Origin of the sequence: Thioalkalivibrio sp. AKL10, assembly GCF_000381845.1 — a bacterium.
GTDB classification, from domain to species: Bacteria; Pseudomonadota; Gammaproteobacteria; order Ectothiorhodospirales; family Ectothiorhodospiraceae; genus Thioalkalivibrio; species Thioalkalivibrio versutus.
The window spans coordinates 950,358-973,483 of the sequence record NZ_KB907142.1; the positions used below are offsets into that span (position 1 = coordinate 950,358).

Below are 23,126 nucleotides of genomic sequence, written 5' to 3' on the forward strand. Positions count from 1 at the left end.
CGGCTCCCGGAGCACGTTCGGAGCAAGCCCGCGCCGGCCCGCGTTCGCCACAAGAATACAAGGGGAAACCGAATGGATGAGCAGTCCACCCCCGGTCTGACGCAAACCCGCCTCGGCGGCTTTGGCGTGATCTGCAGCCCGGTCTTCTACACCGCCAGCATCGTGATCGCACTGTTCGTGCTGTTCGGGGCGATCTTCCCGGACACCGCCGAAGCGGTCTTTGCCCAGCTGCAAAGCGGCATCGGGGAGTATCTCGGCTGGTACTACATGCTGGTCGTCACCGTGTTCCTGGTCTTCTCCCTGTACCTGATGTTCAGCCGTTACGGTGGGGTGCGCCTGGGTGATCAGTTCGAGGCCCCGCGCTTTAGCTACACCGCGTGGTTCGCGATGCTGTTCTCCGCGGGTATGGGGATCGGGCTGCTGTTCTGGAGCATCGCCGAGCCGATGTACCACTACCTCAGCCCACCGCACGCCGAGGGCGAGACCGGCGCGGCGGCTGTCGAGGCGATGCGCTATACCTTCTTCCACTGGGGGCTGCATGCCTGGGCGATCTATATTGTCGTCGGCCTGTCGTTGGCGTATTACGCCTACCGCCACAATCTCCCGCTGCTGATCCGTTCCTCGCTGTACCCCTTCATCGGTGACCGGATCTATGGCCCCTGGGGGCATCTGGTGGACGTGGTGGCGCTGTTCGGCACCATGTTTGGCGTGGCGACCTCGCTGGGCCTGGGCGTCATGCAGATCAACTCGGGCCTGAACTTCGTGTTCGGGATCGAGGAATCCACCTCCATGCAGATCGTGCTGGTCGCGATCATTACCCTGATCGCGGTGGGCTCGGTCGCGCTGGGCGTCGACAAGGGCATCAAGCGCCTGTCGAACTTCAATATCGGTCTGGCGGTGATCCTGATCGCGCTGCTGCTGGTCATGGGTCCGACCCTGTTCATCCTCCGCCTCCTGGTGGAGAGCACCGGCGTCTACGTTCAGTTCCTGCCCGAGATGAGCCTGTGGGCCGACACGATCGAGGATTCCGGCTGGGCGACCTCCTGGACCATCTTCTACTGGGGCTGGTGGATCTCCTGGGCTCCGTATGTCGGCATGTTCATTGCGCGGGTCTCCCGTGGCCGCACAATTCGCGAGTTCGTCGCCGGCGTGCTGCTGGCCCCGACCGCCGCGGCCTTCGTCTGGCTGGCCGTGTTCGGCGGCACTGCGATGAGCTACGAGCTCGAGGGTGTGGTCGACCTGACTGGCGCCGTGTCGGAGAACATGTCCACCGCGCTGTTCGTGACCCTCCAGGCCATGCCGCTGTGGGATTGGCTGTCCGTGGCTGTGATGGCGGCGGCGACGGTGCTGATCGTCACCTTCTTCGTGACCTCCTCGGACTCCGGCTCGCTGGTGATCGACACCCTGGCCTCCGGTGATGTGCGCAACCCGACCGTCACCCAGCGCGTGTACTGGGCCATCCTCGAAGGGGTTGTCGCGTCCATCCTGCTGTTGGCGGGCGGTCTGGCCGCGTTGCAGGCGGCCGCGATCAGTGTCGGGCTGCCGTTCTCGGTCATCATGCTGATCATGGTGTTCGGCCTGTGGAAGAGCCTGCATCAGACCGAAGCGGTCACCCCGAGCAAGTACCAGAAGGAGGCCCCGCCGCCGCATACCCTGTTGGGGTATACGGAAGATCTCGACGACAAGATCAAGTAGGGGGTAACGATGGCTGCGTCCCGAGTGGCGCTGCTGGGATGCGGGCTCATGGGGCAACCCATGGGCCTGCGTCTTTTGCAGGCCGGATTTCCCGTGGTGGCCTACAACCGCACGGTCGCGCGAGCGAGCGATCTGGCGGCCGAGGGGGTCACCGTTCACAGTTCGCCCGCCGCGGCTGTCGCGGAGGCGGACGTGCTGGTGCTAATGCTCAGTGATGCCGCGGCCATCCATGCCGTGCTGGATGCCCTGCCGGCGGGTGCGCTGGATGGTCGCTGCGTGATCCAGATGGCGACCATCCTGCCGGCCGAGAGCCGGGCCCTGGCGGAACGGGTGCGGGGCGCCGGCGCCTGCTACCTGGAGGCGCCGGTGCTGGGTTCCATCCCCGAGGCCCGGGATGGCCGTCTGCTGATCATGGCGGGCGCCGACCGCGAGGCCGACTTTGCCCGGGCCCAGCCGGTACTGGCGGCTCTGGGCGAGACACCCCGGCATGTCGGTTCGGTCGGGCAGGGGGCGGCGCTGAAGCTGGCCTTCAACCAGCTGATCGCGAGTCTCACCGCGGCGTTTTCCTTGAGCCTGGGGCTGGTGCGGCGCGAGGGGGTGGAGGTGGATACCTTCATGGAGATCCTGCGCGACAGTGCCCTGTATGCCCCGACCTTCGACAAGAAGCTTGGCAAGATGGTCTCCGGTGACTTCGGTACCGCCAACTTTCCGGTCAAGCACTTGCTGAAGGATGTGCGCCTGACCGAACGCGCGGTGGAGGATGCCCACCTGGTGGGGCCGTGGCTGCCGCTGCTGGCGGATCTGCTGGATCGGGCGCGCGAGCAGGGCCTGGCCGATGCGGATTATTCGGCCATCTACACCACGATTGCCCCGGAAAACGCGGGGCAATGAGGAAGATACGGCGGCCCTTATGCACAGCACCTGGCGATGGTGCTCGAGGCTCAAGGGGGTGGCCCGTGGCAACACACCGGACTGATGGGTCGGTATTAAATGGCCTAAAAACCAGTTGCTTGCGTGATATCTTTGCCGGGATCCGGCGCCGCCGCCTTGACGTTTCCGGTGGATTCCGTTCCGGGCGCGACAATTCGTCCACAAAGTTATCCACAGGTTGTCCGGACGGGTAAAACCACCCAGTCATTCAGGCAGTTGTCACCCGGAGTTGAAACGCGCTCTGCACTTGCTGTCGCAACCTGGTCTTGCGCTCGGGCGGGTAGCACCGCTATGCTATCGGACTTTTCGCCAGAACCTGCGTGAGCCGACCATGAAAGCCGACATCCATCCGAACTACCACAACGTCAAGGTTATCTGCAGCTGCGGTACGCAGTTCGAGACCCGCTCCACGCTCTCCGGCGAGGAGATGCACCTGGACGTGTGCTCGCAATGCCATCCGTTCTACACCGGCAAGCAGAAGATCGTTGATACCGCCGGCCAGGTCGACAAGTTCAACCGCCGCTTCGCATTCTGAGGCTGCGGCGCGCCGGATGGCGCGCAACGCGAACGGACACGTGACTGCTGCGGCGGGCGTTGTCCGACCCGACGAGGGCGTCCTGCGGGGCGCCCTCGTCTGCGTTGTGGGCTTGGCCCTGGTGCTGCTGGCCACTGCGGCCCGGGCCGAGTGCCGGCTGGCGGATCAGGATCCGCGTGGGCTTCAGGAGGTCGAGGTGGAGCGCGTCCAGGGCTTCGATAGTCTGCGGTTGACCGATGGGCGGACCGTTCAGGTGATTGGTCTGGCCCCGGCCGCGCCACTGCCGGAGAGGGCCGGCCCGATGCGACCCCTGCATCTTCACGAGGGGCTGCGCGAGGCACTGGCCGCCCGGCTGGACGCGGTCGATCAGCGGCTGATCCTGCGCCCGGGCCGTCCCGCCCGGGACGCCGAAGGGCGCCTGCGCATGCATGCCTGGCTGCCCGGCGGGCCGTTGCTGGCGGCCGAATTGATTGCCGCCGGCGAAGCGATGCCGCGCCCCGGGCCGCAGCCGGCCGCCCTGGATACCTGCTTCTACGTGGCCGAGGCCGAAGCACGGGCAGGGGAGCGGGGTCTGTGGTTGGAGCGCCCGGCCGCCCTGCCGGTCCGGATGCTGGACCCGCGTTCCGGTGCCCTGCGCCAGGGCCGGCTGCGGGTGCAGGGCGAGGTGGTGGCCGTGCGCGAGACGTCGCGTCACTGGGTGCTGGAGCTGGACGGGCCGCTGGACGTCCTGATTCGCGGGCGTGACCGCGATCACTGGCCCGATCTCCAGCCCGATACCTTGAACGGCGAGGCGGTGATTGTGCGCGGTCAGGTGTATCCTTGGAGAGACCGACTCCGGATGCGCATACGCCATCCGCTCGATCTAGAGGTACCGGAATAATGCGTGCTCTTTCCAAGTCCTGGCGGACCGCTCGCGGTCGTCTGGCCTCTCTGTTCCTGACGGTTCTGGTCGCCGCCGGCCTGGCCGTGGCGATCCCCGGTTGTACCACCAATCCGGTGACCGGACGCTCGCAGCTGATGCTGGTTTCCGAGAATCAGGCGATCGATGCGTCGCGCAGCGCCTATGTCGAGATGCTGGCGCCGGCGCGCGAGGAGGGTCGCATCAATGCCGATCCTGCGATGACCGCGCGGGTGCAGGGCATCACCGAGAAGGTGGTTGCGCAGGCGGTCAAATACCGTCCCGAGACCGCGGACTGGGACTGGGAGATCGCGGTGATCGAGGCCCCGGATACCGTCAACGCCTTCGCCATGGCGGGCGGCAAGATGGCGATTTACTCGGGTATCATCGAACAGCTGGAGCTGACCGATGACGAGCTCGCGCAGATCATCGGGCACGAGATCGCCCACGCGCTGTCGGCGCATACGGCGGAAAAGATGTCGGTCGCGCTGGCCAGCAATCTGGCCCTGACGGGGTACGCCCTCTCCGGCGACCGTTCGGATCTGGCCCTGACCGGAGCGGCGCTGGGGGCCGTGCTCGCCGTGCAGCTCCCGCACAGCCGGGGTATGGAGTCCGAGGCCGACCGCATCGGTATCGAGCTGGCGGCGCGGGCCGGTTACAACCCGGATGCCGCGGCCGCTCTCTGGCGCAAGATGGCTGCGCAGGCCAATGGCGGTCAGCCGGAATTCCTGAGCACTCACCCGGCACCGGCTTCGCGCCAGCGCGAACTCACCCGTCTGGCCGATCAGTACCGCCCGGTGTATGACGAGGCCCGGCGCGGGTCCGTCCCCACCCACCCGGTCAACTGATTTCGTTTCCGGTGCGGGCCTACCGCACCGGGCCTGCACCTGTTTCTAAGCAACCGTCCGACAAAAGGCCTCGCTACACCATGTCCAAGGATTTCAACCAGCGCGCGCTGGAGTACCACGAGCAGCAGCCGGCCGGGAAGCTGGCGATCCACATCACCAAACCCACCGCCACCCAGGATGATCTGTCGCTGGCCTACTCGCCGGGCGTCGCTGCACCGGTGCGGGCGATTGCCGAGGACCCGGAGCTGGCCTATCGCTACACCGGCAAGGGCAACCTGGTCGCAGTGATTACCGATGGCACCGCGGTGCTGGGGCTGGGTAACGTGGGTGCGCTCGCGTCCAAACCGGTGATGGAGGGCAAGGGCGTACTGTTCAAGGCCTTCGCCAATATCGACGTGTTCGATATCGAGGTGGACGCCGCGCAGCCGGAGGACTTCATCAACACGGTCGCGCGCATTGCCGGCGGCTTTGGTGGCATCAATCTGGAAGATATTGCTGCGCCGCACTGCTTCGAGATCGAGCGCCGCCTGTCCGAACGCCTGGATATCCCGGTCTTTCACGACGATCAGCACGGCACCGCGATCATCACCGCGGCCGGCCTGGTCAATGCGCTGGAGATCCAGGGCAAGAAGCTGAGCGAGGCGAAGATCGTCTGTGTCGGCGCAGGGGCTGCGGGGATCGCGTCCATGCAGCTGCTGGTCCGCCTGGGCGCGGCGAAGAAGAATCTGTTCATGGTGGATCGCAAGGGTGTGATCCACAGCCAGCGCGATGACCTGAACGAATACAAGCAGATCTTCGCGGTGGACACCGACGCGCGCAGCCTGGCCGATGCCTGTGCCGGTGCCGACGTGTTCATTGGGCTGTCCGGCCCGGACCTGCTGACCGCGGAGATGCTGCGGTCCATGGCGCCGAAGCCGATTGTCTTCGCCCTGTCCAACCCGGACCCGGAGATCCGTCCGGAGCTGGCGCACGCAACCCGCGACGACCTGATCATGGCCACCGGGCGCTCGGACTACCCGAACCAGGTGAACAACGTGCTCGGCTTCCCGTTCATCTTCCGCGGCGCGCTGGATGTGCGCGCCCGGACGATCAATGACGAGATGCTGGTGGCCGCGGTGCACGCCCTGGCCGGACTGGCCCGCGAGCCGGTGCCGCAGGTGGTGCTGGATGCCTACGGGCTGGAGACGCTCGAATTCGGCCCGAACTACATCCTGCCGACCCCGTTCGATCCGCGTCTGATCGACACCGTGCCGCAGGCGATCAGTCAGGCCGCCCGCGACAGCGGGGTCGCCCGCCTGTAACCCCAGTCCTGTAGGAGGAGCAGCGCATGCAGAAGATCGCCATTGTCGGCGCCGGACGCGTCGGCGAATCCACCGCCCAGTTTCTGGCCCGCCGCGACATCGCCCGCGAGATCGCGCTGCTGGACGTGCGCGAGGGCGCGGCGGCCGGTGCCGCCCTGGATATCCAGGAGACCGCGCCACTGCTGCGTTTCGATACCCGGCTGACCGGTAGCCACGAGGCGTCGGTGATCGCTGGAGCGGAGCTGGTGATCATCACTGCCGGGTTGCCGCGCAAGCCAGGCATGTCGCGCTCCGACGTGCTGGACAAGAACGTCGAAATCCTCGACGTGATCCTGCAGGACATCCTGGTTCATGCCCCGCAGAGCCGGATCCTGGTGGTCTCCAACCCGGTGGATGTGCTGACCTACCGCGCCTGGCAGAAGACCGGCTGGAGCCGCGACCGTATCTTCGGCCAGGCCGGGGTGCTGGATACCTCGCGCATGGCCGCCTTCATCGCGCTGGAGACCGGTCTGTCCACCCACGACATCCAGGCGCTGGTGCTGGGCGGCCATGGCGATGCCATGGTCCCGATGCTGCGCTATTCGTCCATCAACGGTGTGCCGCTGGATCACTTCATGGATCAGGCCACGCTGGACAACATCGTCGAGCGAACCCGGCACGGCGGTGCCGAGATCCTGGCCCTGAAGCAGACCTCCAGCGCCTACGGCGCCCCGGCGGCGGCCATCGCCGAGATGGTCGAGGCGATCGCGCTGGATCGGCGGCGGGTGCTGCCGACCGTGGCCCTGCTGGACGGCGAATACGGCGAGCGCGACGTGGCCATGGGCGTGCCCTGCATCCTCGGTCAGGGCGGGATGGAGCGTGCCATCGAGCTGGAACTGAATGCCGAGGAACGCGCCGCCTTCGACCAGTCCATCGCCGGGGTACGGAAGGACCTTGAACGCCTCGCCTGACGCCGGCCCAGTGCCGGATGCGCGGTTGCCGACCCTGACCCTGGTCGACAGCAGCATCTTTGTCTTTCGCGCCTGGTTCGCGCGTGGCCTGGACCTGGATCCGCAGGGCCGGCCGGGCGGTGCGCTGCACGGCCTGGTGCACTCGCTCTGCCAGTGGTTGCCGGCCTGCGCGCCGGGTCCGGTGGCCTTTTGTTTCGACACCGGCCTGCGCCGGGGTTTTCGTCACCGCATTGACCCTGCCTACAAGGCCCATCGCCCGCCGGCCCCGCCGGAGCTGCGCGAGCAGTTCGCGCGCATCCGCGAACTGCTGGGCCGGCTGGGGTTTGCGACTCTGGCCGACGCGGAGTACGAGGCCGACGACCTGATCGCGAGCCTGGCCCGCGCCGGGCGCGCGGCCGGCTATCGCATCGACGTGAAGAGTGCCGACAAGGATCTGACCCAGGTGATCCTGGGCGGGCAGGACCGCCTGCACGACCCGGAACGCGGGGTCGACATGGATCGTCGCGCCATCGAGAAGCGCTTTCGCATCCGCCCCGAGCAAGTCGCGGACATGCTGGCCCTGGCCGGGGATGCCAGCGACAACATTCCCGGAATCGACGGGGTCGGACCGAAGACGGCCGCGCGTATCCTGCGCCGGTTGCGCGACCTCGACACGGTCCTGGCCGACCCGCCGGCCGTCACCCGCTGCAACATCCGTCGCGCGCCCGCCGTAGCCGCGGCCATCGCCGGGCAGGCCGACCGGCTGCGCCGCTCGCGCCGGCTGACCGGCCTCGCCGACCGTATCCCGGACCTGCCAGCGCCCGGAGAATTGCATCCGACGGGCCCCGATCCGGACGCGTCCGCCTGGCTGCACGACCTGGGTGTTGCCCCCGCCTACCACGCCCGGCTCCTGGCCGCCGCCGGCGCCTGGGGCCTGACGGATACGAGGCAGACGGCATGATGCGCCGCCTGCACATCCTGGGTGGCGTGGTGCTGGCCGCGCTCGTGCTTCTGCCGGCCGGCGTACAGGCGCACCCGCATGCCTGGATCGACCTGCGGATCAGCTTCGAGCGCGACGGCGAGGGGCAGATCACCCATATGTTCCATCACTGGCGCTTCGACCCGACCTACGGGCAGTACCTGTACGACGATGCCCAGGAGCATCAGTCCGGCGATACGCCGGAGGCGCGCCTGCAGGGGCTTGCCACCGAGATCCTCGACAATCTGGACGAGTACCGCTGGTACAGCCACCTGGAGGTGGCTGGAGAGGCGCTCGGGATCGCGGCCGCCGCCGATCCCCGGATGGCCATGGACGCGGGGCTGCTGCACTTCCGCTTCCGGCTGGAGCTGGAGCAACCGGTCGATCCGACCGACGAGCCGTTGGCCTACCGGGTCTACGACCCGACGTATTTCATCGAGATCCTGCATCAGGACCCGCATGGCACGGAGATTCTTGATGCGTCCGGACTGGTGGATGCGACCTGTCAGGCCCGGCTCGAACGGCCGCGCCCGGATCCGGCTCTGGTGGCGCGCGCGCTGGCGCTGGACTATGGCGCCAGCGTGGATTACGACCTCGGCCGGCACTTTGCCGAACGCGTCACCCTGCGCTGCGACTGAGGCACTGGTTATGGCCCGGGTCATATTGTTCCACAAGCCCTGGGGTGTCCTGCCCCAGTTCACCGACCCCGAGGGTCGTCCGACACTGGCCGACTACATCGCGATCCCCGGGGTCTATCCGGCCGGTCGTCTGGACCGTGACAGCGAGGGCCTGCTGGTCCTGACCGACGATGGGCGTCTGAACGCGCGTCTGACCCAGCCACAGCACAAGACCAGCAAGACCTACTGGGTTCAAGTCGAGGGCGAACCCGACGATGCCGCGTTGCATGCCCTGCGCGAGGGTGTCGAGTTGAAGGATGGCCTGACCCGACCGGCGAAGGTGGAGCGCATGGACCCGCCGGACATCCCGGAGCGCGACCCACCCGTGCGTTTTCGGCGCCATATCCCGACCCGCTGGCTGGCGCTCACCCTGCGCGAGGGGCGCAACCGCCAGGTTCGCCGAATGACCGCGGCGGTGGGTCACCCGACCTTGCGCCTGGTGCGTTACCGGGTCGACTCCTGGACCCTCGATGGCCTCGCGCGGGGCGAGTTTCGCACCCTGGAGACGGGTTAAGGGGCTCTTGAAACCCCGGAATGCCGGAACTGCCGCCCGCGTCGCGCGAAACCGGAGGATCCTCATTGCAAGCGCTCCGGTGCAGGCCGATGATAGGAAACCATTGATACGAGGGCGGGACATGCTCCAATCCAGGAACGTAATCGCCGGGCTGGCCGGCCTGTTGCTGCTCCTGGCCGCGGCGCTGCCGGCGGCCGCTGGCGAAGAAGACCTTTATGTCTTCGAGCGCAGCCTGTACCTTCTCGCCGAGCGCGCCCTGAACCGCGGCGACATGACGGCCTACCGCGCCGCGCGCAGCACCCTGACCGGCTACCCACTGACCCCTTACCTGGATTACCGCGATCTGGCGCGCAATCTCAATCGCGCCGACCCGGATGCCGTCCGCCGCTTTGTACGCGAGCATGACGACACCCCGCTGGCAGCCCGGTTGCACGGGAGCTATCTGACGCATCTCGCGCGCGAAGAGCAGTGGGGGGCGTATCTCGAATTCCTCGATTCGGACCGTTCGCTGTCCGTCGAGCAGGACTGCAATCGCCGCCAGGCCCTGTTGGAGACGGGAGAACGCGATGCGGCCCTGGAGGACCTGGAATCCATCTGGCTGCACGGGCAGTCGCGCCCTTCGGCCTGCGATCCGGCCCTGAAGGCCTGGCGCGATGCCGGGGGGCTGACCGGTGAACTCGCCTGGGATCGATTCGTGCTGGCCGTCGAGGCGGGACAGACGGGTCTGGCTCGTTACTTGCGCCGCTACCTTGACCGGGACGACCGCCCGTGGGCGGAGCGCTGGCTGGATCTGGCCAGCCAGCCCGCACGGGTTGTGGAGGCCGACTTCCACGCCGGCGCTCACCGCTCGGCGGAGGCGCTGATGGAGCGGGCCTTCACCCGCTGGATCCGCCAGGACCTGGATGCCGCCCTGGAAGGCTGGGAGAAGGACGGGCGTGATCTCGGCCTGTCTTCCGAATCGGCCGGGCGCGTGCAGCACGCCCTGGCTCTGCGCCTGGCGCTGCGCTATCGCCCCGAGGCGCTGGACTTCATGGCGGCCCTGGAGCCCGAGGTGTTCGACACCCAGTTGCGCCAGTGGCAGGTGCGCGCGGCATTGTACGAGCGCGACTGGGAGGTGGTGATGGACGCGATCCGCGCCATGGATCGCGACGTGCGCGACGAGGCGGCGTGGCAGTACTGGTATGCCCGCGCCCTGGAGCAGATCGACTCGCTGGAGGCCGCACGCGGCTTCTACGAGCGCGCGGCCCGCGAACGCAACTTCTACGGATTCCTGGCGGCCGACCGCCTGGGACAGCCCTATCGCATCGGGCATCAGCCCCTGGTGCTGGAAGACGGGCAGCGTGCCGCCATGCGCACGCACGCCGGCATGCAGCGCATGCGCGAACTGGTCCGCCTGGACCGTAACGCCGAGGCCCGCCGCGAATGGACGCACGCGGTGGCCGCCATGGATACCGCAGAGCTGGAGGCGGCGGCGCGCACCTTCGCCGACTGGGGCTGGCACGATCGCGCGATCTTCACCGCGGCGCGCGCCCGCAACTGGGACGACATCGAGCTGCGCTTCCCGCTCGCCTTTGATGACCTGATCGTGGCCGGCGCCCGCGAACAGGGCATCGATCCGGCCTGGGCCATGGCGATCGCACGCCAGGAGAGTGCCTTCCTCTACGACGTCCGTTCAGGTGCCGGGGCGCTGGGTATCATGCAGGTCATGCCCGCGACGGGGCGGTCGATCGCCTCGGCGGCGGGTGTGCGCGTGAACTCCGACTGGGACATCCTCGACCCGGCGACCAATGCCCGGCTTGGCACCTACTACCTGCGGCGCAATCTCGATCGTTTCGGAGGCCACAGCATGCTGTCCTCCGCGGCCTACAATGCCGGCGCCCACCGCGTGAGTTCCTGGCTGCCGGAGGACCGCGCGATGGATCCGGATATCTGGGCCGAGCTGATCCCGTTCTCCGAGACCCGCGACTACATCCGCCGCGTGTTTGCCTACCGCATCCTGTACGCGGTCCGCCTGGGGCAGGAGCCGCCGTCGCTGGCCACCCTGCTGTATCCGGTCACGCCACAGGATGGCCTCGCCGCGAGCCGCGAACGCCACCTGGCCACCCTGCCTGGCGAGGCGGGCATCACCCTCAGCCGCGCCTTCTGCGACGCCCCGGGCTACACCGAAAACGCCTGCTAGTCCGCCGACCGCGAAGCGCACAAAGCCACAAAGAAGGCCAAGGGCGGTTTGCAACCGGAAGGCTTGAAGAGCAGCAGGCGGTCGATCGCCCGGAGGCCTCTGCCGACCCCTGGCGCGACGGCCTGTCAGGAGCCGATTTGGTGACGGACATCCGCCACGGGCCCTCGCCGCAGGGCATCGCCAGCGGCGATCGCAAAAGCTTCCAGGCAAGGGGCTCGCCCGTCGCCACGCCACAGTGCTCCCGGCTTCCCCTGAACCGTGCTTGACCTGGACGTGGCCCTTCTTCGTGCCTTCGTGTGCTTCGTGGTGCAAACAAAGGCGGGTCAGCCGCGGATGATGTCCTCGCGCATGCGACTGGCGATGCCGTCGGCCAATTGCTGCCATTCGGCCGCCAGTGGTGGCTCCAGGTGATCCTCGGTCGTGGCCTTGAAGTGGCGCATCCAGACGGCGAGGTCGGCCTCGGTCAGGTTCAGCGGTGCGTGCTTGCCGACCATGTCGATGGTCGGCGGTTCTTCCAGGCGCCCGCCCAGGTTCATGTACCAGAAATCGGCGATGCGCTTCACGTGATCCGGAAAATCCTGGATGCGCGCGAAGTGATGGCCGATCTGGGGGTCGGCCGACAGGCGGCGGTAAAAGTCGTCGATCACCGCGCGGATGCGCTCGGTGCCGATCTTGTCGCACAGAGGTTCGAGCTTGCGAAAGGCCATGGGGGGTCTCCTGACGGATCCTGCGACAGCCGGTAACCTGCACACTGACATGGAACCCGGATGCCAAGGATGAACCAATTCGATCCAACGGGCCCCGATGCCGTGACGGCTGCGGTGGCCCAGTGTATTGCCGACCATACCGGAACGCCCTTCGAGCCAACAGGAAGCCAGGCCTGTTCCGGGGGCTCCATCAATCAGGCGCAGCGTTTCACCGGAAGCGACGGGCGGGCGTTCTTCGTCAAGCTGAGTGGGGGCGACGGCGCTGCGATGTTCGCGGCCGAGGCGCGCGGCTTGGAAGAACTCGCGCGCTGCGAACGCCTGAAAATCCCCGCTGTCGTCGGCACCGGATCGGCGGGCGGTACGCACTTTCTGGTGCTGGAGAACCTGGCGCTGGGCGGCCCCCGCGACGGGGTGGCTCTGGGGCACGGGATTGCCGACATGCACCAGAAGACCCGTCCGCGCTTCGGGCTGGATCACGACAATTTCATTGGCAGTACGCCGCAATCGAATACCGAGCACGACGACTGGGCGGCGTTCTACCGTGATGAACGTCTGGGCTTCCAGCGTCGGCTGGCGCGGGAGCGTGGGGCGGCGGGATCGCTACTCGGGGCGCTGGAGGAGCTGGAGTCCTCGCTGGGCGGCTTCTTTAGCGACTATCAGCCGGTACCCTCCCTGCTGCACGGCGACCTGTGGAGCGGCAACTGGGGGTTTCTGGCGGATGGCAGCGTGACGATCTTCGATCCGGCGGTGTACTACGGCGACCGCGAGGCGGATCTGGCGATGATGGAACTGTTCGGTCACCCGGGCCAGGACTTCGTCGCCGCCTACGAGGAGATCCTGCCCATCGACCCCGGCTATGGCGTGCGGCGCACACTCTACAACCTCTACCACATCCTCAATCACGACCACCTGTTCGGCGGCGGCTACGGCGCCCAGGCCGAGCGCATGATCCGCCAGCTGCTGGCCGAACTGCGCTGATTGCCCCACCACCAACCGTTCTTGGGCGGCCCTTCCTTCGTGCGTTTCGTCGGGGCTCAGGGTTTCAACGCCCGAGTTCGCGCGAGCGTTCGGCGGCTGCGGTCAGGGCGCGGCGCATCAGGTCGCGCAGGTCGCCGTCTTCCAGGACCTGCAGGGCGCGTTCGGTGGTGCCGCCCGGGGAGGTGACGCGATGGCGCAGCTCCGCAGCGCTCTCGTCGCCCTCTGCGGCCAGACGGGTGGCCCCGGCCAGGGTGCCCAGGGTCAGTTCCAGTGCGGTATCCGCCGGCAACCCCAGTGACTTCGCGGCCTCCTGCATCGCCTCGATCATCAGGAACACGTAGGCCGGTCCGCTGCCGGAGGTGGCGGTCACGGCGTGCATCTGCTCTTCGTCCTCCACCCAGATCGCGCGGCCCACGGCCTCCAGCAGCCGGGTGGCCGTGGCGCGATCCTCGGGGCTTGCGGTGGGGGCGGCGTAGAGTCCGGTGACCCCGGCGCCGACTAGGGCCGGGGTGTTCGGCATCGCGCGGACCAGGCGCGTGGCGTCGCCCAGCCACCCGGCGAGCTGGGTGGAGGTGATGCCCGCGGCTACCGAGATCACTAGCGGCTGACCCTGCTGCACCGCATCGCGCAGCGTCGGGGCGAGCTCCGGCAGGGTCTGTGGCTTCACCGCAAGCACCAGAGTGGCGCTCTGGGCCGCCAGTTCGGTGGCGCTACCACTGGCGAGCCCCGGGTAACGCGCCTGCAGATCGCGTACGCGCTCGGCGCCCTTGTCGGCGATGGCGATGCGTTCGGCGGCATGGCCGGACTGGACCAGTCCCTGAAGCAGGGCCTCGCCCATGTTGCCGGCCCCGACGAAGCCGACCTCGAAGCGGTGTTCCGTCATGTGGATTCCTTGCATTTGGGTTGGCGCGGGCCGAACAGGGCGGTGCCGATGCGCACGATGGTTGCCCCCTCGAGAATGGCGGCCTCGAGATCGCCCGACATCCCCATGGACAGTGTATCCAGCGAATGGCCCCCTGCGTTCAGGGTATCGCGCAGGGCGCGCAGGCGCGCGAAGGGTTCCCGCTGTAGCGGGATGTCGTCGGCGGTGGCCGGAATGGCCATCAGTCCGCGCAACGCGAGGCCGGGCAGGTCCTGCACTGCGGCGGCCAGGGCGGCGACCTCCCCGGGTGCGACGCCGGCCTTTTGCGGTTCCTCGCTGATGTTGACCTGCAGGCATACCTGCAGCGGCGGCATGCCCTCCGGACGCTGATCCGACAGGCGCCGGGCGATCCGCTCGCGGTCGACGGTATGCACCCAGGCGGCGCGTTCGGCCACCGCGCGGGTCTTGTTGCCTTGCAGCGCGCCGATGAAGTGCCACTCGAGGCCGAGTGGCGCGGGTGCGGCCTCCAGAGTGTCGTATTTGTCCACCAGCTCCGGGGCGTAATTCTCGCCGAAGGCGGACTGTCCCAGCGCATGCAGGGCACGGATCTCGTCCACACCGCGGGTCTTGCTGACGGCCAATAGACGGACCGAATCCGGGTCGCGTCCGGCCTCGCGGCAGGCGGCCTCGATACGGGCTCGAACGGTGCTCAGGGCATGGTCTGGTGTGGTCATTTCCCTATGATATAGTCCGGAAGAACACAAGGTCACCGCGGATTTTCGCGCGGGCCTTCATAAGCGACAGGGGGTGGTGGTCGTGGCTGCCACCAGGGCGTTGGCGCGGGTCGGCCTTACGCCCGACAACAGGGGGATGCATGGATATCACGCAGTTGCTGGCCTTTTCGGTCAAGAACGGGGCCTCGGACCTGCACATCTCCGCGGGCATGCCGCCGATGGTACGTATTGACGGCGACATGCGCCGGGTGAACGTGCCGGTCATGGACCACAAGGAGGTCCAGGGCCTTATCTACGACATCATGAACGACCGCCAGCGCAAGGACTACGAGGAGTTCCTGGAGACAGACTTTTCGTTCGAAATCTCGGGGCTGGCGCGTTTTCGTGTCAACGCCTTTAACCAGGACCGGGGCGCAGCGGCGGTCTTCCGTACCATCCCCTCCAAGGTCCTGACGCTGGAAGAGCTGGGTGCCCCGCGCATCTTCGAGGAGATCTCGGACTACCCGCGCGGCATCGTGCTGGTGACCGGCCCGACCGGTTCGGGCAAGTCCACCACGCTGGCGGGCATGGTCAACCACCGCAACGAAAACGACTACGGGCATATTCTCACCATCGAGGACCCGATCGAGTTCGTGCACGAATCGAAGAAGTCCCTGATCAACCAGCGCGAGGTACACCGCGACACCCACGGCTTCAGCGAGGCCCTGCGCTCGGCCCTGCGCGAGGACCCGGACACCATCCTGGTCGGCGAACTGCGTGATCTCGAGACCATTCGCCTGGCCCTGACCGCGGCCGAAACCGGCCACCTGGTGTTCGGCACCCTGCACACCAGTTCGGCGGCCAAGACGATCGACCGCATCGTCGACGTGTTCCCGGCGGCCGAGAAGGATATGGTGCGGGCCATGCTGTCGGAGTCGCTGCGTGCGGTCATCGCGCAGACCCTGATGAAGAAGATTGGCGGCGGGCGCGTCGCGGCGCACGAGATCATGCTCGGCACGCCGGCGATCCGGAACCTCATCCGCGAAAACAAGATCGCGCAGATGTACTCGACCATCCAGACCAGTTCCGGCTCCGGCATGCAGACGCTGGACCAGTGCCTGAAGGACATGCTCGCGCAGGGCGTGATCAGCCGCGAGGACGCCCGCCGCAAGGCCAGCAACCCGGATTCCATCTGACCACCACGCCGCCGATGCGCTTGACCGTCGGACCGGGTACCAAGGGAGAACGCCATGGATCGTGACAAGGCGATCAAGTACATGCACGACCTGCTACGGGCCCTGGTGGACCGGGGCGGGTCGGATCTGTTCATCACGGTGGGCATGCCGCCGGCGGCGAAGATCGACGGTCGCGTGGTGCGGATGACCGAACAGAACCTGACGCCCTCGCATACCCAGGCACTGGTTCGCTCGATGATGAACGACAAGCAGTCGGCCGAGTTCGAGCGCCACCAGGAGTGCAACTTCGCGATTGGCTTGCAGGGCGTGTCGCGTTTTCGCGTAAACGTCTTCACCCAGCGTGGCAGCCCGGGCATGGTGCTGCGAACCATCAATTCCGTGATCCCGAAGTTCGAGGACATCCAGATGCCGCCGCAGCTGGAGAAGATTACCCAGGAGCGTCGTGGCCTGGTGATCTTTGTCGGCGGCACCGGCTCGGGCAAGTCGACCTCGCTGGCGGCCATGATCGGCTATCGCAACCGCACGACAGCCGACCACATCGTCACCATCGAGGACCCGATCGAGTTCGTTCACGAGCACGCGATGAGCATCGTCACTCAGCGTGAAGTCGGGGTGGACACCGAGAGCTACGAGATCGCGCTGAAGAACACCCTGCGCCAGGCGCCGGACGTGATCCTGATCGGCGAGATCCGCGACCGCGAGACCATGGACTACGGCGTCGCCTTCGCGGAGACCGGGCATCTGTGCCTGTCCACGCTGCATGCGAACAGCACCAACCAGGCACTGGACCGCATCATTAACTTCTTCCCCGAGGACCGGCGCGAACAGCTCCTGATGGACCTGTCGCTGAACCTGAAGGCCGTGATTTCGCAACGCCTGGTACGCAAGGAAGGCGGCGAGGGCCGGGTGCCGGCGGTGGAGATCCTGATCAACACCCCGCTGATGGCCGACCTGATCCTGAAGGGCCAGGTGCACGAGATCAAGGAGCTGATGTCCCGTTCCCGCGAGCAGGGCATGCAGACCTTCGACCAGGCCCTGTTCGACCTCTACGAGCATCGCCACATCAGCTACGACGAGGCCCTGCGCAACGCCGACTCGGTGAACGACCTGCGCCTGCGCATCAAGCTCGACAGCCAGCGAGCCCAGGACGACGGAGCCCCCGCCGTAACGGATGAGGGCGAGGGCCTGTCCGTGGACGAGCGCGCCGAGGACTTCAACCTGCGCTAGTCGTTGGGGAAACAGAAAACATGAGCCAGTTGCAGATCGAGCCCTACCTGAAGTTGATGGCCCAGAAGGCCGCCTCGGACCTGTTTTTTCTGACCGGCGCGCCGGCTAGTATCAAGGTCGACGGCGCGCTGCAGCCAATCTCGCGCAAGGCGCTGGCGCCCGGTCAGGCCGAGAGCATTGCGCGCGAGATGATGAGCGAGCATCAGGCGGAGATCTTCGAGCGCGAGACGGCCGTCAACTTCGGCCTGTCGCGTGAGGGCCTGGGGCGCTTTCGCGTGAATGTCTATCGCCAGCGCGGCGAGGTCGCGATGGTGATCCGCTTCATCCGGGTCTCCATCCCGACCATCGAGCAGCTCGGGCTGCCCGAGGTGCTCAAGCAGTTTGTGGCCTACAACGACGGGCTGATCCTGATTGTCGGGGCCACCGGCACCGGGAAGTCGACCACCCTGGCGTCGATGATCGATCACCGCAACACGAACCAGAGTGGGCATATCCTGACCGTCGAGGATCCGATCGAGTTTCTGTTCAGCCACAAGCGTTCTATCGTCGGTCAACGCGAGGTCGGGATCGATACCCCCAGCTACGACCACGCCCTGCAGGAGGGCATGCGCGAAGCCCCGGACGTGATCATGGTCGGCGAGGTCCGCTCGCGCGAGACCATGCGCGCGGCGCTGACCTATGCCGATACCGGGCACCTGGTCCTGACCACCCTGCACGCGACCAATGCCACCCAGGCCCTGGATCGAGTGATCAACCTGTTCCCCGAGGACAACCGCCCGCAGATCCTGTCGGACCTGTCACTGAACCTGCGTGCGATCGTCGCCCAGCGCCTGCTGCAGACCAAGGACGGGCGACGCGTTGCCGCGCTGGAAATCCTGGTCAACACGCCTTACATCTCCGAGCTGATCCGCGACGAGAAGATCAGCGAGATCAAGGAGATCATGGCCAAGGGGAGCTCCGTGGGCATGCAGACCTTCGATCAGGCGATCGTCAAGCTGTTCAAGACCGGCGACGTCATGCTGGACGAGGCCCTGAACAAGGCGGATTCGCGCGCCGATCTCGAGTGGCGCCTGAACTTCGGGGGCGGGGTCGCCTCCGCCGACGAGACCGAAGAAGAGTTGAAGCTCCCCGACCGGTAGGAGCCTGTTCGCAGGCGAAGTCCCTGCCAAAGCCGGTTCCGGGATTTTGCTTCAGGCGCTCGTCGGCTCCGGGAATACATCGGCGGCCGCGAACACCGGGCCGTCCACGCAGACCCGTTTCATCGCTACCCCATTCGGAGTGCGCACCGGTACCGTGCAGCCGGCACAGCCGCCTACCGCGCAGGCCATGAACTCCTCCAGCGAAACCTGGCAGGGGAGATCGAACTCCGCCGCCAGTTCGGCACAGGCGGCGAGCATCGGATGGGGGCCGCAGGCGAAGATTTCCACTTGGGCGCGCTCCTCCGGTGCGAGTCCGGCGAGCCACGCGCGCCCCAGGTCCGTGACGAAACCGTCATAGGCGCCGGGCAGCCCGGCCTTGGAGGTCAGGCGGCAGGCGACCCCCCAGTCTTCCAGCAGCGGCAGGGTCGCGATCGCCCCGTCCGGCAGGCCCGGCCAGAGGATCTCCGACGGGCGGGCATGAAAGGGAAACGGCACCTCGGAGCCCAGCACCGCATGGGTCTTCCCCGCCTCGCCCTGAAGATGCAGGCGGTGGGCGAGGAAGATCATCGGCGGGATGCCGACCCCGCCCCCCAGCAGCAGGCGCCTCGGACGTTCCGGATTCAGGCGAAATGGCTGGCCAATCGGGCCCAGCACGCTGAGGGTGTCGCCCTTTGCCTGCTGCGACAGGGCGCGCGTGCCGTCACCGACCACCTTGTAGAGGAACTCCACCCAGCCGGCCTCGCGGTCCACGCGCTGGATCGACAGCGGGCGGCGCATCAGCAGGCGCGGGGCGCATTGCAGATGGGCAAACTGCCCGGGCTGTGCCGCACGGGCGCATTTGGGCGCGGAGACCCGCAGGATCCATTGGTCCGCCCCTGCGTCGTGATGGTCCAGGATGCGGCCTTCCTCCTGGAAGATCGTGCCTCGGTGGTTCCGGTCGGCAGTTTGGGTCGTGCTCATGCGGTGTCCTCGGCGGGGCGGGTCCAGACCGGGCGCCCGGCGACCCAGGTCTCGCGGACCTGTCCGGCGAAGGTCCAGTTGAAGAAGGGCGTGTTGTGGCCTGCGCTCAGCCAGTCTTTGCGGCGGACCTCGTGCATTGCGGTCGGGTCCCACAGCACGAAGTCGGCGCGCGCGCCCGCGCTCAGGTGTCCCTGGGCAAAGCCGAGGATATCCGCCGGCCCGGTGGTGACCCGGGCCAGTGCGTCGTGCAGGCTCAGGAGTCCGTCCTCGACCAGGCGCAGCGTCAGCGGCAGGAGGGTCTCCAGCGCCGAGATGCCGGGTTCGGTGCTGGCGAATGGGCCCAGCTTGCCATCCGGTTCATGTGGCTGGTGGTCGGAGCAGATCGCGCTGATGTCGCCGCGCGCGACGGCCGCGCGCAGGCCGTCGCGGTCGCGCTGGCCGCGTAGTGGCGGGATCACGTGGCAGTTCGGGTCGTATTCGGCGACGTCGACCTCGGTCAGGAACAGCTGGTGGGCGGCCACGTCTGCGCTCACCGGCAGACCGTCGGCACGCGCCTTGGCGATCATCTCCGCGCCGCGGCGGGTCGACAGCCGGGCCACGTGGACCCGCGCCCCGGTCTGCTCCACCAGCGCCAGGATGGCGCCCAGCGCCGCGGTCTCGGCGGCCTCGGGAATGCCGGCCAGCCCCAGGCGGGTGGAGACTGCGCCCTCGTGCATGCAACCGGAGCCGGTGAGGGCCGGGTCCTGCGCCGAGAGCACGATGGTTAGCCCGAAGGTGGTGGCGTATTCCAGTGCCCGGCGCAGTACCAGCAGGCTGGCCAGTGGTTTGCTCGCGTTGCTGACTCCGCGTGCGCCGGCTTGCATCAGGGCGGCCATCTCGGCCAGCTGCTGGCCCTCCAGCTGATGGGTCAGCGCGCCGAGTACGTACACGCGTACGCCGCAGGCCTGGCGGGCGCGGCGATTGATCAGCTCGATCTCGGCGGGCGAGTCGATCGGTGGCTCGGTATCTGGCGGGACGACCACGCTGGTAATGCCGCCGCGGGCCGCGGCCAGGGTCTCGCTGGCGACGGTGGCCTTGTGTTCCTGGCCCGGTTCGCGCAGGCGCGCGGCCATGTCGATCAGGCCGGGGATCAGCCAGAGCCCGCTGCCGTCGATGCGCCGGCGGGGCTCGAAGCCGTCCGGGATCTGGCCGCGGGCGAGGATCTCGCTGCCCTGCACGCACAGCGCCCCGACCGTGTCGAAGCCGTCCACCGGATCGAGGATGCGGGCGTTCTCGATCAGCACGCTCATGCCTGGTGGGCCCCCATGACCATGGACATCACCGCCATGCGCACCGAGATCCCGTAGGTCACCTGTTCTAGGATCACCGAGTGCGGTCCGTCGGCCACGGCGGATTCGATCTCCACCCCGCGGTTGGCGGGGCCGGGGTGCATGACCAGGCAGGTTGGGTGCGCCAGTTGCAGCCGCCGCGAGGTCAGGCCGAACAGCTGGTAGTACTCGTGTTCGGAGGGCAGGTGGGCGTGTTCCATGCGCTCGCGCTGCAGGCGCAGCATGATGATCACATCGACGTCTTTCAGGCCGGCGTCGAGGTCGTTGTAGACGTGTACGCCCAGCTGGTCGACATCCGCCGGCAGCAGCGAGCAGGGCGCGACCACGCGGACCTCGCCGGTCTGCAGGATGTTCAGCGCGTGGATCTGCGAGCGCGCGACCCGCGAATGCAGGATATCGCCGACGATCGCGACCTTGAGCTTGGTGAAGTCGCCCTTGTGGCGACGGATGGTGAACATGTCCAGCAGCGCCTGGGTCGGGTGCGCGTGGCGGCCGTCGCCAGCGTTCAGCACGCTGATCCCCGGGGCTACGTGGCGAGCGATGAAATGGGCGGCCCCGCTCTCCTCGTGGCGCACGACGAACATGTCGACATTCATCGCCTCGATGTTGCGCAGGGTGTCCAGCAGGCTCTCGCCCTTCACTGCCGAAGACGTGTTGATGTTCACGTTCAATACATCGGCGGACAGGCGCTTGGCGGCCAGCTCGAAGGTGGTGCGGGTGCGGGTGCTGGCCTCGAAGAACAGGTTGACGATGGTCTTGCCGCGCAGCAGCGGGACCTTCTTCACCGCCTTCTCGTTCATGTTGGCGAACGATTCGGCGGTGTCCAGGATCTCGGTCAGGAGCTCCCGGTTCAGCCCTTCGATGGTCAGCATGTGGCGCAGCTGGCCGTCATCGGTCAGCTGCAGGCGGTTGGGCAGCGGGCCCGGTTCGGGCAGCCGCGCGCCGGGGTGGGCGATCTGGGTCTCGGTCATCCGTTGTGCATCCGGCGGGTCAGGCCTTGAGGTCCTCGGGATCGATCGTCACCCGTTCCAGGCGCAGTGGCTCGGGGCCGCGCAGCTTGATCTGTTCGGTCTTGCCGAGCTCCATGTGGGCGCCAACGATCGCCGCCGCGATCGGCAGCTCGCGCCCGTCGCGCTCGACCAGCACCGCGAGGGTCACCGAGGCCGGGCGGCCATAGTCGAACAGCTCGTTCAGCGCCGCGCGGATGGTGCGGCCGGAGTACAGGACGTCATCCACCAGCAGCACGTGTTCCCCGTCGAGATCTTCCGGCAGTTCCGACGGGCGCACCTGCGGGTGCATGCCGATACGCGAGAAGTCGTCGCGGTAGAAGCTGATGTCCAGCTTGCCCAGTGGGCGCTCCACCCCCAGGCGTTCGCGCAGGTGCTCCGCGATCCAGACCCCGCCGGAATGGATGCCGACCACGATGGGTGCGGCGATCCCGTGGGTCTTCAGGTAGTGGCGGGCCTGCTCGGCCATGTCGTCGAGCAGGGTCGGGACGTCCGGTGTCGTCATGATGCATTCTCCAGAAACCAGCCTTCGAGGATGACCGCGGCGGCGTGGGCGTCCAGCCCCGGGTCATGGCGTCCCGGCCGGCGTCGCTCGCGGGCCAGATGAGATGTCAGGTGCTCGTCGCACCAGTATACCGGTTGCCCGTAGCGCTCTTCGAGCGTGCGCGCAAAGGCGCGGATACGTCGGGCCAGCGGCGTGGGTTTGCCATCGGCCTGGGTTGGCCAGCCGACCACGAACCCCTCCGGGCCCCATTCCGCGACCAGGGCATCAATCGCGGGCCACAGGGCGGGCGCATCGTTGGTGAGCGTGCGCAGGCCGCGCGCGGAACCCGTGAGTTCCTCGCCCACCGCGACCCCGATCCGGCGCCGCCCGTAGTCGAACGCCAGCAGCCCCACCGTCAGGCGTGGCCGGAGGCCGAACTGATCAGGTTGACGTCGATGCCGATCAGTTCCGCGGCGGCGCGCCAGCGCTCGGCGCTGGCGCGATCAAACAGGATGTCCGCGTCGGCGCGAGCGGTGAGCCAAGCGTTATCGGCCAGCTCGCTTTCCAGTTGGCCGGGGCCCCAGCCAGCGTGCCCCAATGCGACCAGAACCCGGCGCGGGCCCTGGCCCGCGTTGATCGCCTCGAGGATGTCGCGCGAGGTGGTCAGCACGATGGAGTCGGTGATGGGCTGGCTGCCGCGCCAGGTCTGCTCGGCGGAGTGCAGAACGAAACCGTGTTCCGGCTGCACCGGGCCGCCGCGATAGACCGGCATCTCCGGCAGATCCTCGCCGGGTTCCAGCTCCACATGTTCCAGCAGCTCGCGCAGGGAGAACTCGGTGGGCTGATTGATGACCAGGCCCAGCGCACCTTGTTCGTCGTGATCGCAGATATAGGTGACCGCATGGCTGAAATAGCCATCGTTCAGGCTCGGCATGGCGATCAGGAAGTGATCGCGCAGGCAGTCGGGCTCGTGACGGGCGGGCGTCGGCTTCATGCCACCAGTATCGATGCTGACTCTGCAGGTCGCAAGGAAGGCCGGG

Annotated in this window: 24 protein-coding genes; 15 read left to right on the forward strand and 9 right to left on the reverse strand. The window is 67.4% G+C overall.

Annotation, left to right across the window (positions count from 1 at the left end; all coding sequences use genetic code 11):
* Positions 1-72: 72 nt before the first annotated feature.
* From G333_RS0104560 to G333_RS0104610, 11 genes are all read left to right on the forward strand, one after another.
* Positions 73-1,695, forward strand: coding sequence for a BCCT family transporter (locus G333_RS0104560; RefSeq protein ID WP_018950983.1), 1,623 nt, complete (start codon positions 73-75; stop codon positions 1,693-1,695).
* Positions 1,696-1,704: 9 nt separating this feature from the next.
* Complete coding sequence (locus G333_RS0104565; RefSeq protein ID WP_081618715.1) at positions 1,705-2,586, forward strand: NAD(P)-dependent oxidoreductase; 882 nt, start codon at positions 1,705-1,707, stop codon at positions 2,584-2,586.
* 370 nt (positions 2,587-2,956) lie between these two features.
* Positions 2,957-3,160, forward strand: coding sequence for a 50S ribosomal protein L31 (rpmE, locus tag G333_RS0104570; RefSeq protein WP_018145101.1), 204 nt, complete (start codon positions 2,957-2,959; stop codon positions 3,158-3,160).
* A 16-nt stretch (positions 3,161-3,176) separates the two neighbouring features.
* Positions 3,177-4,040 (forward strand): thermonuclease family protein, encoded by an 864-nt coding sequence (locus G333_RS0104575; protein WP_019627788.1) that lies wholly within the window; start codon positions 3,177-3,179, stop codon positions 4,038-4,040.
* Positions 4,040-4,906: a M48 family metallopeptidase gene (locus G333_RS0104580; RefSeq protein WP_019627789.1), complete on the forward strand. Its 867-nt coding sequence runs from the start codon at positions 4,040-4,042 to the stop codon at positions 4,904-4,906. The genes G333_RS0104575 and G333_RS0104580 overlap by 1 nt, the downstream gene beginning before the upstream one ends.
* A gap of 80 nt (positions 4,907-4,986) precedes the next feature.
* Complete coding sequence (locus G333_RS0104585) at positions 4,987-6,207, forward strand: malic enzyme-like NAD(P)-binding protein (RefSeq protein WP_018168921.1); 1,221 nt, start codon at positions 4,987-4,989, stop codon at positions 6,205-6,207.
* A 26-nt stretch (positions 6,208-6,233) separates the two neighbouring features.
* Positions 6,234-7,157, forward strand: coding sequence for a malate dehydrogenase (gene mdh / locus G333_RS0104590; protein WP_018950985.1), 924 nt, complete (start codon positions 6,234-6,236; stop codon positions 7,155-7,157).
* Entirely contained in the window at positions 7,141-8,097 is a 957-nt protein-coding gene (locus tag G333_RS0104595; protein WP_196800516.1) for a 5'-3' exonuclease H3TH domain-containing protein, read from the forward strand. The genes mdh and G333_RS0104595 overlap by 17 nt, the downstream gene beginning before the upstream one ends.
* On the forward strand, positions 8,094-8,753 hold the full coding sequence (locus G333_RS0104600; RefSeq protein ID WP_019627791.1) for a DUF1007 family protein: 660 nt from the start codon (positions 8,094-8,096) through the stop codon (positions 8,751-8,753). The genes G333_RS0104595 and G333_RS0104600 overlap by 4 nt, the downstream gene beginning before the upstream one ends.
* A gap of 10 nt (positions 8,754-8,763) precedes the next feature.
* Complete coding sequence (locus tag G333_RS0104605; protein WP_019627792.1) at positions 8,764-9,306, forward strand: pseudouridine synthase; 543 nt, start codon at positions 8,764-8,766, stop codon at positions 9,304-9,306.
* Between the two features lie 121 nt (positions 9,307-9,427).
* Positions 9,428-11,485, forward strand: a complete 2,058-nt coding sequence (locus G333_RS0104610; protein ID WP_019627793.1) for a transglycosylase SLT domain-containing protein — start codon at positions 9,428-9,430, stop codon at positions 11,483-11,485.
* A 323-nt stretch (positions 11,486-11,808) separates the two neighbouring features.
* On the opposite strand, the gene G333_RS0104615 is transcribed toward G333_RS0104610, so the two are convergent.
* Positions 11,809-12,192 (reverse strand): group III truncated hemoglobin, encoded by a 384-nt coding sequence (locus tag G333_RS0104615; protein WP_019627794.1) that lies wholly within the window; start codon positions 12,190-12,192, stop codon positions 11,809-11,811.
* A gap of 69 nt (positions 12,193-12,261) precedes the next feature.
* On the opposite strand from G333_RS0104615, the gene G333_RS0104620 reads away from it, so the two are divergent.
* Positions 12,262-13,170 (forward strand): fructosamine kinase family protein, encoded by a 909-nt coding sequence (locus G333_RS0104620; RefSeq protein WP_019627795.1) that lies wholly within the window; start codon positions 12,262-12,264, stop codon positions 13,168-13,170.
* A gap of 64 nt (positions 13,171-13,234) precedes the next feature.
* On the opposite strand, the gene proC is transcribed toward G333_RS0104620, so the two are convergent.
* Both proC and G333_RS0104630 read right to left on the reverse strand, forming a co-directional pair.
* Complete coding sequence (proC, locus tag G333_RS0104625; RefSeq protein WP_019627796.1) at positions 13,235-14,053, reverse strand: pyrroline-5-carboxylate reductase; 819 nt, start codon at positions 14,051-14,053, stop codon at positions 13,235-13,237.
* Complete coding sequence (locus G333_RS0104630) at positions 14,050-14,766, reverse strand: YggS family pyridoxal phosphate-dependent enzyme (protein WP_019627797.1); 717 nt, start codon at positions 14,764-14,766, stop codon at positions 14,050-14,052. Before G333_RS0104630 ends, proC begins: the two co-directional genes overlap by 4 nt.
* A gap of 140 nt (positions 14,767-14,906) precedes the next feature.
* On the opposite strand from G333_RS0104630, the gene G333_RS0104635 reads away from it, so the two are divergent.
* Genes G333_RS0104635 through G333_RS0104645 form a run of 3 tightly spaced genes read left to right on the forward strand, consistent with a single transcriptional unit; the run spans position 14,907 to position 18,307 of the window.
* Complete coding sequence (locus G333_RS0104635; protein WP_018145114.1) at positions 14,907-15,941, forward strand: type IV pilus twitching motility protein PilT; 1,035 nt, start codon at positions 14,907-14,909, stop codon at positions 15,939-15,941.
* A gap of 54 nt (positions 15,942-15,995) precedes the next feature.
* Positions 15,996-17,168, forward strand: coding sequence for a PilT/PilU family type 4a pilus ATPase (locus tag G333_RS0104640; protein ID WP_019563075.1), 1,173 nt, complete (start codon positions 15,996-15,998; stop codon positions 17,166-17,168).
* 20 nt (positions 17,169-17,188) lie between these two features.
* On the forward strand, positions 17,189-18,307 hold the full coding sequence (locus tag G333_RS0104645; RefSeq protein WP_018950993.1) for a PilT/PilU family type 4a pilus ATPase: 1,119 nt from the start codon (positions 17,189-17,191) through the stop codon (positions 18,305-18,307).
* Positions 18,308-18,358: 51 nt separating this feature from the next.
* Here the strand turns inward: G333_RS0104645 and G333_RS0104650 are convergent, their stop codons facing one another.
* The 6 genes from G333_RS0104650 to G333_RS0104675 are packed head-to-tail and all read right to left on the reverse strand — an operon-like array spanning position 18,359 to position 23,080.
* Positions 18,359-19,267: a dihydroorotate dehydrogenase electron transfer subunit gene (locus G333_RS0104650; RefSeq protein ID WP_019627798.1), complete on the reverse strand. Its 909-nt coding sequence runs from the start codon at positions 19,265-19,267 to the stop codon at positions 18,359-18,361.
* A complete protein-coding gene (locus G333_RS0104655; protein WP_019627799.1) occupies positions 19,264-20,556 on the reverse strand; it encodes a dihydroorotase in 1,293 nt (430 codons plus the stop codon). The genes G333_RS0104650 and G333_RS0104655 overlap by 4 nt, the downstream gene beginning before the upstream one ends.
* Positions 20,553-21,566, reverse strand: a complete 1,014-nt coding sequence (locus G333_RS0104660) for an aspartate carbamoyltransferase catalytic subunit (RefSeq protein WP_018145119.1) — start codon at positions 21,564-21,566, stop codon at positions 20,553-20,555. The genes G333_RS0104655 and G333_RS0104660 overlap by 4 nt, the downstream gene beginning before the upstream one ends.
* Before the next feature lie 19 nt (positions 21,567-21,585).
* Complete coding sequence (gene pyrR, locus G333_RS0104665; protein WP_018145120.1) at positions 21,586-22,107, reverse strand: bifunctional pyr operon transcriptional regulator/uracil phosphoribosyltransferase PyrR; 522 nt, start codon at positions 22,105-22,107, stop codon at positions 21,586-21,588.
* Positions 22,104-22,499, reverse strand: coding sequence for a Holliday junction resolvase RuvX (gene ruvX, locus G333_RS0104670; protein ID WP_019563071.1), 396 nt, complete (start codon positions 22,497-22,499; stop codon positions 22,104-22,106). The genes pyrR and ruvX overlap by 4 nt, the downstream gene beginning before the upstream one ends.
* A 2-nt stretch (positions 22,500-22,501) precedes the next feature.
* Positions 22,502-23,080, reverse strand: a complete 579-nt coding sequence (locus G333_RS0104675) for a YqgE/AlgH family protein (protein ID WP_018937391.1) — start codon at positions 23,078-23,080, stop codon at positions 22,502-22,504.
* Between the last annotated feature and the right edge of the window lie 46 nt (positions 23,081-23,126).